General features: G+C 74.3%; 10 protein-coding genes and 1 pseudogene. 8 read left to right on the top strand and 3 right to left on the bottom strand.

All coding sequences use genetic code 11. The features are described 5' to 3' along the window. Positions 1 to 162: 162 nt before the first annotated feature. Positions 163 to 717, top strand: a pseudogene (locus O1G21_RS06200) (phytanoyl-CoA dioxygenase family protein); the annotation flags it as partial. A 230-nt stretch (positions 718 to 947) separates the two neighbouring features. Then, entirely contained in the window at positions 948 to 1,688 is a 741-nt protein-coding gene (locus O1G21_RS06195; RefSeq protein WP_270141474.1) for a PIG-L deacetylase family protein, read from the top strand. Here the strand turns inward: O1G21_RS06195 and O1G21_RS06190 are convergent. From O1G21_RS06190 to O1G21_RS06180, 3 genes are all read right to left on the bottom strand, one after another. Next, complete coding sequence (locus O1G21_RS06190) at positions 1,685 to 2,389, bottom strand: DedA family protein (protein WP_270141472.1); 705 nt, start codon at positions 2,387 to 2,389, stop codon at positions 1,685 to 1,687. The two genes, O1G21_RS06195 and O1G21_RS06190, sit on opposite strands and share 4 nt — an antisense overlap. 53 nt (positions 2,390 to 2,442) lie before the next feature. Further along, the gene (locus O1G21_RS06185; RefSeq protein ID WP_270141470.1) at positions 2,443 to 2,637 is read right to left on the bottom strand and encodes a DUF1918 domain-containing protein; all 195 of its coding nucleotides are present in this window, start codon (positions 2,635 to 2,637) and stop codon (positions 2,443 to 2,445) included. A gap of 131 nt (positions 2,638 to 2,768) precedes the next feature. Next, entirely contained in the window at positions 2,769 to 3,515 is a 747-nt protein-coding gene (locus tag O1G21_RS06180) for a TetR/AcrR family transcriptional regulator (RefSeq protein ID WP_270141469.1), read from the bottom strand. Between the two features lie 392 nt (positions 3,516 to 3,907). Here O1G21_RS06180 and O1G21_RS06175 point away from each other — a divergent pair, with 392 nt between their 5' ends. Genes O1G21_RS06175 through O1G21_RS06150 form a run of 6 tightly spaced genes read left to right on the top strand, consistent with a single transcriptional unit; the run spans position 3,908 to position 12,407 of the window. Next, positions 3,908 to 4,705, top strand: a complete 798-nt coding sequence (locus tag O1G21_RS06175) for a phytanoyl-CoA dioxygenase family protein (RefSeq protein WP_270141467.1) — start codon at positions 3,908 to 3,910, stop codon at positions 4,703 to 4,705. A 20-nt stretch (positions 4,706 to 4,725) separates the two neighbouring features. Continuing rightward, positions 4,726 to 5,295, top strand: coding sequence for a DUF6309 family protein (locus O1G21_RS06170; RefSeq protein WP_270141465.1), 570 nt, complete (start codon positions 4,726 to 4,728; stop codon positions 5,293 to 5,295). Then, on the top strand, positions 5,292 to 9,437 hold the full coding sequence (locus O1G21_RS06165) for an AMP-binding protein (RefSeq protein WP_270141463.1): 4,146 nt from the start codon (positions 5,292 to 5,294) through the stop codon (positions 9,435 to 9,437). Before O1G21_RS06170 ends, O1G21_RS06165 begins: the two co-directional genes overlap by 4 nt. Before the next feature lie 32 nt (positions 9,438 to 9,469). After that, complete coding sequence (locus O1G21_RS06160) at positions 9,470 to 10,741, top strand: aspartate aminotransferase family protein (RefSeq protein ID WP_270141462.1); 1,272 nt, start codon at positions 9,470 to 9,472, stop codon at positions 10,739 to 10,741. Continuing rightward, on the top strand, positions 10,738 to 11,607 hold the full coding sequence (locus tag O1G21_RS06155; protein WP_270141460.1) for a TauD/TfdA family dioxygenase: 870 nt from the start codon (positions 10,738 to 10,740) through the stop codon (positions 11,605 to 11,607). Before O1G21_RS06160 ends, O1G21_RS06155 begins: the two co-directional genes overlap by 4 nt. Further along, positions 11,604 to 12,407 (top strand): SDR family oxidoreductase, encoded by an 804-nt coding sequence (locus tag O1G21_RS06150; RefSeq protein WP_270141458.1) that lies wholly within the window; start codon positions 11,604 to 11,606, stop codon positions 12,405 to 12,407. The genes O1G21_RS06155 and O1G21_RS06150 overlap by 4 nt, the downstream gene beginning before the upstream one ends. Position 12,408: the final 1 nt, after the last annotated feature.

The raw sequence follows: 12,408 nt of genomic DNA, 5'->3' as shown, positions 1-12,408 counted from the left end.
AACGTACGGCGGGTCGGTTCGGTTCACCTTCGCGGTTATGTCAATTGGCGAAACATAAAGCTGGCCCGGAAAGGCAGTGTGAGCTGCGCTGTTTTCCCGATCGGTGAGACCTGGAAAGGGTTGACACCATTAGTTGGTCTAGTCCAACGCATGGGGAGTAACCGCGACCGCGCCCTCATCGAACCCACCGACCAGGGCTTCGACATCGAACTGCACTGGGACGTCGACACCACCCGGGCCATGCTGCCGCAGCGCGTCCAGGGCATCATCGCGCTCAGCGACACCGCCCCCGACCAGGCGGAACAGCTCCGGGCCGCACTGGAATCCGCCGCGCTTCAACGAGTGGCAGGCCGCCCAGCCGTCGACCGGGCCGAGTTCCCGGTCATCCGGCCCGAGTTGAAGGCCGGCGACCTGCTGATCTGGAACGGACTGCTCGCCCACGGGGTCGCCCCCAACACCTCCGAGGGCGGGGTGCGCGCGGTGCAGTACCTGTCCATGATGCCCGCCCTGGAGGAGGCCGAGCCGCTGCGCCGCTCCCGGGTCGAGTCCTGGCGCACCCTCGCCACCCCGGACTGGAACCGCACCCTGGTCGGGGACGCCGGCCGGCCCGAGGCGCTGCGCTACGGGCCGGCCGAACTGAGCGAACTGGGCGAGAAGTTGCTCGGCCTGCGGTCCTGGACCGGGCGCAGTTTCGAGCAGCTCGCGGAGGAGCGGTAGTGCGGGGACGGGCAGGCCGGTGCCCCACCCCCGATCAGGGTGCGCAGGTCGGGGAAGACCACGAAGGCGCGATTGCGGACCGGCACCTCGTCGCCCGGACGTCAACCCCTGACGCATGGGGCAGGGGCAAGGCCCAAGGAGTCAAAGCCGTCTGACGGGACGTGGGGGAAGACGGTCTTCTAGAGTCACCTGCGGTACGACCGTGCGACCGTGCGAGGGAAGAGAGCAGCATGACCGAGCAGGCCCCCGAGCCCTTCGAGCCCGTCGACGAGGACTGGCAGACCGCGGTGGCGATCGTCGCCCACCCCGACGACATGGAGTACGGCGGCGCGGCGGCCGTCGCGCGCTGGACCGCCCAGGGCAAGAAGGTGATCTACGTGATGGTCACCAGCGGCGAGGCCGGGATCGACTCGATGGGCCCGGAGGAGTGCGGGCCGCTGCGCGAGGCCGAGCAGATCGCCTCGGCCCGCGTCGTCGGGGTGGAGACCGTCGAGTTCCTCGGGTACCCGGACGGCGTGGTCGAGTACGGGCTGCCGCTGCGCCGCGACATCGCCCGCGTGGTGCGCCGGCACCGCCCGGACATCGTGATCACCAGCAACTTCCGGGAGAGCTACGGCGGGGTGCTCCTCAACCAGGCCGATCACATCGCCGTCGGCCGGGCGGCCCTGGACGGCGTGCGCGACGCCGGGAACCGCTGGGTGTTCCGCGAACTGCTGGACGAGGGCCACGAGCCCTGGAACGGCGTCCGGCAGATCTGGGCGGTGGCCTCGCCGCAGGCCCGGCACGCGGTGGACACCACCGACACCTTCGACCTGGGCGTCGCCTCGCTGGAGGAGCACAAGGCGTACCTGACCGGGCTGGGCGGGGCGATGGCGGACGCCCGGGAGTTCCTGGAGGGCTTCGGCCGGGGTGCCGGCACCCGGCTGGGGACGCGCTTCGCGGTGCCGTTCGAGGTGTTCCCGCTGCGCTAGTCGCCTTCGGAGGACTCGGAGGACTCGGTGGACTCGGAGGATTCCTCGGAAGCGGCGGCGTCGGTGTCCTCGCGGCGCCGGCGCCGGTAGCGCAGCACCTGCCGCAGCAGGAGCGCCGCGACCAGCAGCCCGAGCCCGATCGCGAACCAGAGCTGGTAGCGGATCGCCGTCCGGTAGACCGTCCCGATGTTGGCCCCGGCGACGTAGCCGAAGGTGCCCCAGACGGCCGTCCACAGCACGGCGCCGAGCAGGTTGAAGAGCGCGAACCGGCGCCAGGGCATCTCGGTGGTCCCGGCGATGATGCCGTTGTACTGGCGCAGCCCGTCCACGAAGCGGGCGACGGCGACCACCTTGCCGCCGTGCCGGGCGAAGAACCCGTCCGCGCGCTCCATCCGGGCCGGGGTGAGCAGCACGTACCGGCCCCAGCGGTGGACGAAGGCGCGTCCGCCGGTGTGGCCGATCAGGTAGCCGAGGCTGTTGCCGAGGGTGGCGGCCGCGGCGGCGATCAGCAGGACGGCGGCGAAGTCCAGGTGTCCGGTGCCGGCGTACACCGAGGCGAGCACCAGGATGGTCTGCCCGGGCACCGGGACGCCGCAGTTGTCCAGCAGTACGAGCAGCGCCACCGCCAAGTACCCGTAGTGGTCCAGCAGTGGCGCGAGCCCGGCGAGCGCCCCGGGCAACGGGGGTGAGGGCGCGGACACCGCTCCTCACCACCTCGCACTGCTCGGCAGGCGCGGGGTGTCGGAGGAGTCGGTCAGCGTTCCGCCTTGCGGGTCTCGATGTTGCAGTCGGGGCCGGGGTAGATCAGGCCTTCGTGGCCGTCGTCGAAGCGGACCCAGTACGGCGGTTCTCCGTTGGTGCCGCGCACCTCGAGGATCTCGCCCTTCTGGTCCACCATGCCCACCGATCTGCTGTGGATGTGGAGCTGGTCACCTACCGTTGCGTGCATGGTCGTGCTCCTCGGGTCGTGGCGGCTGCCCGCGCGGCCGAGCCGCCGTTCCGCTATCCACTGTGCTGCGGTCGCGGCGGGCTCGCAACGCCTCGGGCGGACGGGACGGGCGGAGCTCGACGGGTCCCGGCTCAGTGGGCGGGCAGTTGTTGCGAGAGGTAGCCGCGCACCAGCCGCTTGCATTCGGTGATCAGCGCCGGGTCGCCCTGCGGGTCCCCCCGGAAGGCGAGCTTGAGCACCGCGTCGGCCGCCTCCAGGGCGACCCGCAGGGCGAGGGTGGTGGCAGCCGGGTCGCCCGCCTCGAACAGTTCGCCGCCGAGCGCCTGCAGGCGCAGGGCGACGGCGGTGTTGTTGTCCACGCCCGCGTCCAGCAGGTGCGTCTCGTTCCGCACCCCGGAGGGCACCGCCGCACCGGCGAGCCCGAAGTCCACCTGGCCGAAGCCGGGCACCGCGCGCTTCATCGCGACGAACTCCTCCACCGCGAGGTCGGTGAACCCGGCCGGGCCGAGCGGGGCGGACTCGGCCAGCCGGGTGTCCAGGCGCTGGAGGTAGTGGTCGAGGTTGCGGCTGGCGAGCGCGGCCAGCAGGTCCTCCTTGCCGGCGAAGAACTGGTACAGGGTGCCGATCGGCACCTGGGCGCGCTGAGCGACCTCCTTGGTGGTGAGCGCGGTCGCCCCGACCTCGTCCAGCAGCCCGGCGCAGGCGTCCAGGATGCGGCCGTACCGCTCCTGGCTGCGCTGCTGGACGGGCCGCCGCCGGGTCGGTCCGGGACTGTGCTGGTGACTGCGGGTGTCGGCGCTGGCGCCCACCTCGCAGGACTCGGCGGACGCTTCGCTCAACGCGCCCCTTTCGATGGTTCGCTCGCTCCGCTCGCTCATGTCGCAACTCTGCCGCATCGGCTGTTCCGACGGCGAATCACCGGTGCGGGGGAGCCCGGAGTGTCCGGTGGGCGGGGAATCGAGTGATGGCCGGAGCTGAACGGCACGGTGGCGGGAAGGTGTCCACGGGTTGGCTTTGGTCTTGTCGTGGACGCGCAGACCGGTTCATACTCCTGGGGCGGATCACCTTGTGTGGTTGACGCGTGCCTCTTCGTGGCGATCACGGCCCGACCGCGACCCGGTCGCGTGCTGATCGCGGACCCGAACTCAGCTGTCTGTGGCGACGACGGGCGACACCGCCGCCACCCGAAGTCTGGACGGACCCGTGTGCCCCCTTTCCCGTACCGCGTCCCGTTGTGCGTCCCGTCGAACGGAAGGAGGGGGTCGGTTCGGTGACCGTGCACTCCGCTGGGCGTGAGGCCCTCGACACCGAGCACCGCCGTCGGTTCCTGGAGTCCGGGTACCTGGTCCTGCCCGGTCTGCTGCCCGAAGCACTGCGCGAACGCCTCGTCCCCGAGGTGGACCGGTGGGTGGACGAGGGCCTGCGGGCCCGCTCGATCGCCGCCTGCGTCGACCCCGACCGGCACGGACCGCCCCCGGTGCTGGAACTGGAACTCCCCGCCCACGGCGAGCTGCTCGCCCACCCGCCGCTGCTGCGGGCGCTGACCGGGCTGATCGGCCCGTCCTTCGTCTTCCACCACCTGCACAGCGACCGCCAGGCCCCGGGCATCCCGGGGAAGCCCTGGCACCACGACTGCGAGCCCCACGATGGCTCCGACCCGTCCCTGGTGATGGTCCACGCGCTGCACTACCTCGGCGGATTGGACGAGAAGGTCGGCAGCCTGGCCGTCCTGCCCGGCTCGCACCGCACCGCCGCCGGCAAGAACGCCTACTCCCACCACGGCACCACGGAACTGCCCGGCGAGGTGGTCATCGACCGGCTGCCGCCCGGCACCACCGTGCTGCTCAACTCGGCGCTGTTCCACACCCGCAGACCGGCGCCCGAAGGGCCGGGCCGGCCCCGTTACTTCATCGACGCCTCCTACTGCCAGGCGGGAGCGCGCTGGCGCCCGGTGAAGCCGCACTGGCGGCAGATGCTGGCCCGGGCCCGCGAACTGGACCTGGCCGACGGCCAGTGGCCCGAGCTGTTCGCGGAGCACCACTTCACCGAATACACCGGAACCGTCTGAACCGCCTGAGGAGCACTGCCGTGGAGATCGTCACCGCCGTCGCCTACGCCGAGGTCCACGACGCCTACCTGCGGGACCATCCGGTGGAACGGGCCCACGAGGCGAACACCAACGTGTACGGCGAGGAGAACCTGGAACGCGCCGACAAGATGGCCGGCGGCTGGTGGCGGGTCCGGCTCACCCGGGCCGACGTCCTCGGCGTCGTGCTGCCCTGGCACCTCAGCGAGGGCGGCGAACTCGAACTGGTCCCGCGCACCGGGCTGACCGTCGCCGGAGCGGCCGAACGCGTCCGCTCCGGCGGCGCCGCCTGGACGGCGGCCAACCCGGCCTGCGCGGCGAAGCTCCGGCTGCTGCGCCGAGCCCCGTTCACGCCGCTCTACCTCTGCACCGTGCCGGTCGACCACCCCGACTACGCGGAGCTGGCGGTACGGTCCGGACTGGTCCACCTCGATGGCCTGCACCGCATGCTGGCCTGGGAGTTGGCCGGGCGCCTCCCCGAAGCCGCCGAGCTGGACGGGTACCTGGCGGGTGACCCCCGGGTGGCCGCCCGACCGGCCGGGACGGCCCGGACGGGGGACGAGTCGGCTTGACCTCCGCGACGCGGCACGTCCGGTCCACCCCCGCCACCGACTCGCTCACCGCCCTGCTGTCGCACCTCGCCCGGGCCCACCCCGACCGGCCCGCCGTCGCCGACGGCGTCCGCAGCCTCGACCACCGCACCCTGGACGCCGCCGCCGGGCGGATCGCCGCCCGGCTGGCCGCCGACGGCACCGGACGGGGCGACCGGGTCGCCCTGCTCGGCCCCCGGGACGCCCGGATGCTGGTGCTGCTGCACGGGGTATTGCGCTGCGGCGCGGCCGCCGTGCTGACCGATCCCGACTGGTCCGCGGCCGACCTCGCCCGGCGGCTGGCGGCCGTCCGGGTCGGGCGGGCGCTCGCCACCGAGGGCGGTCCCGGTGGTCCCAGCGGTCTCGGCAGCATCGGCCTGGAGGTGGTGGACGTCCTGGCGGACGGGCCGTCCTGGCAGGGCGGCGAGCCCGCCGGCGAGGACCCGGCGTACCTCTCCTTCACCTCCGGCTCCAGCGGCGAACCCAAGGCGGTGGCCGTCACCCACGCCAACGCCGTGCACTACGCCCGCTCGCTGGCCACCCGGCTCGGATTCACCGAGGCCGACGCCCCCAGGACCGCGCACGTCACCACGCTCGCCGCCGACCTCGGGCACACCGCCTGGCTGCTCGCCCTGGCCACCGGCGGCTCGGTGCACGTCGTCCCCGACCACGAGGTGCGCGACCCCGCGGCCTTCTGGGCCACGCTGCGCCGCGCCGGAGTCGACACCCTGAAGACCACCCCCTCGCACCTGACCGCCCTGCTGGAGGGCCGCCCGGCCGGCACCCCGCCGCTGCGCACCCTGCTGCTCGGCGGCGAGGCCCTGCCGCGCCCGCTCGCCGCCGCCCTGCTCGACGGCGCCGTCACCGAGCGGCTGGTCAACCACTACGGACCGACCGAGACCACCGTCGGCGCGACCTGCTTCCTGGCCACCGCCGCCGGTCAACTGCCGCTGGACGAACCGACCGTGCCGATCGGCAGCGGGATCGGCGAGGTGCTGCTCGGCGTGGTGGACGAGGCGGGGCGGCCGGTGGCCGACGGCGCCGCGGGGGAGCTGCTGATCGGCGGGCGGGGCGTCAGCGCCGGGTACTTCGGACGGCCCGAGGAGACCGCCCGGGTCTTCGTCCGGCACGACGGCCGCCGGACGTACCGGACGGGTGATCTGTGTCGCCGGCGGGCGGACGGGAACCTGGTCTTCCTCGGCCGGGTGGACCGCCAGGTGAAGGTCCGCGGGTACCGGGTCGACCTCGCCGAGGTCGAACGGGCCATGGACGGCTACCCGGGCGTGGCCGGCTCCGCCGCGCTGCTGCGGGAGACCGCCGTCGGGAACCAACTGCTGGGTGCGGTCCGCATGGTGGATCCCTCCGCCGGAGTGGCAGGGCTGGCCGACCACCTGCGCGACCGGCTGCCCGGCTACTCCGTGCCGCAGCCGATCCTGCTGCTTCCGGAGTTCCCGGTCGGGCCCAACGGCAAGCTGGACCGGACCGCGCTGGCCGGGCTGGTGGACCGACTGGTCGAGCACCGGGCGGAGTCGGCCCCCGGAGCGGCCGAAGGGGGACTGGCCGGAGAGATCGCCCGGTTCTGGGCCGGTGCGCTCGGCCTGCCCGGCGTCGGGACGCGGGCGGACGTCATCGGCCTCGGCGGGGACTCCATCCTCGCCATGCGCACCATCGCCCTGCTGCGGCGCTCCGGGCTGCGGGTCGCCTACGAGGACTTCTACCGGCACCCCACGGCGGCCGCACTGGCCCGGGCGGCGGTACCGGTGGCCCCGGCCGGGCCGGCCCCCCGGCGCGACGACACTTCGGAAGGCGGCCAACTAGCCCCAGCCCAGCGCTGGTTGTACCGCCGGCAATTCCTCCGGGACCTGCGGCACTGGAACCAGTCGGTGCTGTTGCGCTGCCGCACCGCCGTCGACCCGGCCGCGCTCTCGGCGGCGGTCGCGGCCGTCCTGGAACGCCACCCGGCGCTGCGCCGGCCCCTCCACCCGGACGGCTACGGCGAACCCCGGGCGGTCGCGGAACTCGACCCGGTCTCCCACTCCCGCATCCCGCGCGCGGCGGGCGCGATCGCCGACACCGTCGCCGGCGTCTGCACCGAACTCCACCGCAGCCTCGACCCGTTGGCCGGACGACTGCTGCGCGTCCACCTGTTCACCGGCCCGCCGGGCACCGACGACCGGCTCGCGCTGATCGCCCACCACCTGGTGGTCGACGGGCTGTCCTGGCGGATCCTGCTGGACGACCTCGCCCACGCCTACCGCGCGGCGCTGGACCGCAAGCCGACCGACCTGCCGCCGACGGGCGACTTCTACCGCTGGGCGGCGGCCGCTCCGCCGCCCCCACCGGAGACCGCCGTCGCCGAACCCGCCACGCCCGCCCGACCCGGCGCGCTCAGCTGGTCGTTGGACGCCGCCGCCACCGCCCGACTGGTCGGCCGGCACGGCGGCGGGGCCGGGCTGGAGGCCGTCCTGCTGGACGCCTTCGCCGGAGCCGTCGCCCGGTGGCGCGGCGAGCCCGGCGTCGCGGTGGAGGTCGAGACCCACGGGCGGGACACGGCCGGCGACCCGGGTGAATTCCTGGACACCGTCGGCTGGTTCACCGCCGTCAAGCACCTCGAGCTGGACCCGTCCGCGGGCCCGGAGGAGACCGCGCGGCAGCTGCGCGAGGTGCCCGTGCGGCCGATGGACGCGGCGGACGGGCCCGGCGGGCGCCCCACGGTCGGATTCAACTTCCTCGGCACCTTCCGGCTGCCCGAGGAGCCCGCGCTGGACTGGACCGTCGCCGACGAACAGGCCGGGGTGGCGCGCTGCGCCGCAGGCGACCCGCTGTACCGACTGCGGCTCACCGCACGGGTGGTGGAGCAGCGGCTGGTCGCCGACCTGGTGTACGGCCGGCCCGCCGTCCCGCGCGAGGCCGCCGAGCGGATCCTGCGCCGGTTCGCCACGGCGATCGCCGGCCCGGCGGCCGCCGAGCCGCGGCGATCGCCGCTGTCCACCTCCGGGCAGCTGCTGCACGCCGGGGTGGCGCCCCCAGCCCGGGCGAGCGTCCGCGAACCCGCCCGGGTGCTGCTCACCGGCGCCACCGGCTACCTCGGACGCCACCTGCTGGACGCCTTCCGGCGGCGCGGCGCCGTGGTCACCTGCCTGGTACGGGCCGCCGACGACGCCGCTGCCGTACGGCGCCTGGCCGGCCGGCGGGCCCAGGTCGTCGCCGGGGACCTCGAACGGGACGGCCTCGGTCTCTCCCCGGCCGGGCTGGAACGGACCCGGGAGGCCAGGATCGTGGTGCACGCCGCGGCGGACGTCCGGCTGGTCGCCTCGCCCGACGAGCTGGAGCGCGCCAACCACACGGCGGTGCGCCGACTGCTCGCCTGGCTCGACGAGCACGCCCCGCAGGCGCGGCTCCACCACGTCTCCACGCTGGCCGTCTCCGGCGGGGTGGACGGCCCACCGCGCCGCTTCAGCGAGGCCGACCTGTGGATCGGCCAGCACTTCCGCACCCCGTACGAGCGCTCCAAGTACCGCGCCGAGCAGGCCGTCCGGGCCTGGGCGGCCACCGGGCACGCCGCCTACCTGTACCGCAGCGGCCACATCGCCGCGCACAGCCGCACCGGGGCCTTCCAGGCCAACACCGGCGACAACCGGATCTACCAGCTCGTCCGCGGCTACCTGCTGGCCGGCGCCGCCCCCAGTCGGCCGGACACCGCCTTCGCGTTCTCGCACGTGGACACGGTGGCGGCCGGGATCGCCGCGATCGCCCTCGACCCGTACGCCGCACCCGGCGCCTACCACGTCGAGACGCCGTACGCCACGCCGCACGACGAACTCGTCCGCTGGCTCGCCGAGTCGGGCCGTCCCGTCCGGCTCACCGACGACGAGAGCTTCGCCGCCGCCATCGCCCGGGCCGAGCGGCAGCACCCGACGGCCGCCCGGCTGGCCGCAGCCTGGGCCCAGCAGGAGGAGCGCAACGTCCGGGTGGACAGCTCGTACACCACCGCCGTCCTGGACCGGTTGGGCGTCCGCTTCACCGCGCCGACCCCGCAGTGGTGGGCGGCCGCGCTCGGCTGGGCCGCCGAGGCCGGCCACCTGCCGCCCGCCGATCCGACCGGACAGACCCAACTTCCCTGATCCGACAGGCCCTTGAGAGAAGGCAGATTCCCTTGTCCCAGCTCTCCCCCGTGCTGAAACAGGCCACCCCGGTCATCGCCGTGCGCGGCGAAGGCCTCCACCTCTACGACGCCGACGGTCGCCGCTACCTCGACTTCACCTCCGGCGTGGGGGTGACCAGCACCGGCCACTGCCACCCGAAGGTGGTCGAGGCCGTCCGCGAACAGGCCGGCCGGCTGCTCCACGGCCAGTACACCACCGTCCTGCACGACCAACTGCTCACCCTCACCGAGCGGTTGGGCGACGTCCTGCCGCCCGGCCTGGACTCGCTGTTCTACGCCACCGCCGGGACGGAGGCGGTGGAGGCGGCGCTGCGGCTGGCCCGGCACGCCACCGGGCGGCAGAACGTGATCGTCTTCGAGGGCTCCTTCCACGGCCGCACCATGGGCGCGGCCTCGCTCACCACCGCCGGGACGCGCTTCCGCGCGGGCATCGGCCCGCTGGTGCCCGGGGTCGCGGTGGCGCCGTTCCCGGCCGCCTTCCGGCTCGGACTCCCGGAGGAGGAGGCGGTGGCGCACGCCCTGCGCGGGCTGGACGAGGTGCTGGCCACCGTCTCCGCGCCCGCCGAGACGGCCGCCATGTTCGTCGAACCGGTGCTCGGCGAGGGCGGCTACGTGCCCGCACCGGCCGGGTTCCTCGCCGGGCTGCGCGAGCGCGCCGACCGGCACGGCATCCTGCTGGTGGTCGACGAGGTGCAGACCGGCTTCGGCCGCACCGGCCGGTTCTGGGCGCACCAGCACGAGCCCGGGGTGCGGCCCGACGTGCTGATCACCGCGAAGGGCCTGGCCAGCGGCTTCCCGCTGTCCGCTATCGCCGCGCCGACCGAGCTGATGGCGCGCGCCTGGCCCGGCTCGCAGGGCGGCACCTACGGCGGGAACCCGGTGGCCTGCGCCGCCGCCCTGGCCACCCTGGACGTGCTGCGCGAGGAGCGGCTGGTCGAGAACGCGGCCGAGCAGGGCGCGCGGCTGCTGGACGGCCTGCGGGCGGTCGCCGCCGGGGCGCCCGGCATCGGCGACGTCCGGGGGCTCGGCCTGATGGCGGCGAGCGAGTTCCGCCGACCGGACGGCTCGCCCGACCCTGACACCGCCCGGCGGGTCCAGCAGGCGGCGGCCGAACTCGGCCTGCTGCTCCTGCCCTGCGGGATCCACCTCAACGTGGTCCGGATGGTCCCCGCGCTGGTCGTCACGGCCGCGCAGATCGACGAGGCGCTGGCGCTCTGGTCCAAGGCCGTCGCGGCCGGGGCCCGGCAGGAGGAGACGTCGTGAACGAGCACACCGTGACCGAGATCGGCTGGAGCAGCCTGGAGTTGGCGGCCCGACGGCAGCTGTGGTCGCTGCGGCTGGGGGAGCGGGAGCGGCGGCTGCTCTGGGCCGACGCCCGGGCCGGACGCTGGGGCGCGGGCGGGCCGGTGCGCGAGCGGCTGCGCTCCTTCGTGCGGGAGAGCACCGACTCGGTCGGGCTCACCCACGTCGCCAACCTGGTCGACCCGGCGCGGCCGGAGCAGGAGATCGCCGAGGCGCTGTCCTTCCTGCTGGCGGACTACGGCCGGATCGTCCCGCAGAACGGGCGCGGCGACCTCACCTCGGTGCTGCGCGACCAGGACGGCGACGGCGACACCGAACTCGGCTTCCACTGCGACACCTGTGACCTGCTCGTCCTGCTCTGCCTCCAACCTGCCTACCACGGCGGCGGGTTGACCAAGCTGGCGAGTGCCCGGCACGTCCACGACCTGATCGGGCGGGAGCGGCCGGACGCGCTGGCGACGCTCGGCGAGGACTGGACCTTCGACCGGACCGGCCGGGCGGGCCCGCAGCTGGTCGTCACTCCGATCCTGTACCCGCGGAAGGACGGGACGATCGGCTGCTACTACCAGACCCGCACCGTCCGCTCCTCGCCGGACCGGGGCGGGCCGGAGCTGACCGACCGTCAGTGGGAGGCGCTGGGCGTGCTGGACGAGGTGCTGTACCGGCCGGAGATCGCCTTCGGCCTGTCGATGGCCGCCGGGGACCTGCTGATCATCCGCAACAGCCGAGTGCTGCACGGGCGTTCGGCGTACCGGGACGAACCCGGCCCGCGTGCCCGGCGGATGCTGCGGATCTGGCTCAACGAGGGGGAGACGTGGGCGCCGTGACCCGATCAGACAAGACTCGATCCGACAGGACCCGACCCGCCAGGACCCAGCCGCACGGAAGGGTCGCGCTGGTCACCGGCGGCGGCAGCGGGCTCGGCCGGGCCTCCGCGCTGGCCCTCCTCGACGCCGGCTGGACGGTGGTGCTGGCCGGGCGCCGCAAGGACGCGCTGGAGGAGACCGCCGCGCTCGCGGAGGTCGACCCGGGACGGGTGCTGGCGGTGCCGACCGACATCCGCAGTCCGGAGGAGGTCGCCCGGCTGTTCGACGCCGTCCGCGACCGGTACGACCGGCTCGACCTGCTGTTCAACAACGCCGGCGCCGCCGCCCCGCGCCGGCCGATCACCGAGACGCCGTTCCGCGACTGGAACCGCGTGCTGGACACCATCGCCACCGGCGCGTTCCTGTGCGCCCGGGAGGCCTTCCGGCTGATGAGCACCCAGACCCCGCAGGGCGGCCGGATCATCAACAACGGCGCGCCCTCCGCGTACGTGCCCCGCCCCAACTCCCTCGCCTACACCGCCGCCAAGCACGCCGTCCTCGGCCTCACCAAGGTCCTCGCGCTGGACGGCCGCCCGTACGGGATCTCCTGCGGGCAGATCGACGTCGGCAACGTCGCGCCGCTGGACGGCAGCCCGCAGCCGCCCGCGATGCAGGCCGACGGGACGATGGCGGTGGAGGCCACCATCCCGGTGGAGCGCTTCACCGAGGCCCTGCTGCTGATGGCCTCGCAGCCGCCGGACACCAGCATCCAGTCCCTGGTGGTGCTGCCCACCACCATGCCCTTCGTCGGGAGGGGGTGAG

It is taken from the genome of Kitasatospora cathayae (genome assembly GCF_027627435.1).
GTDB lineage: Bacteria > Actinomycetota > Actinomycetes > Streptomycetales > Streptomycetaceae > Kitasatospora > Kitasatospora cathayae.
The sequence above is the reverse complement of the archived record's forward strand: the minus strand, read 5'-3'. Positions and strand labels throughout refer to the sequence as shown.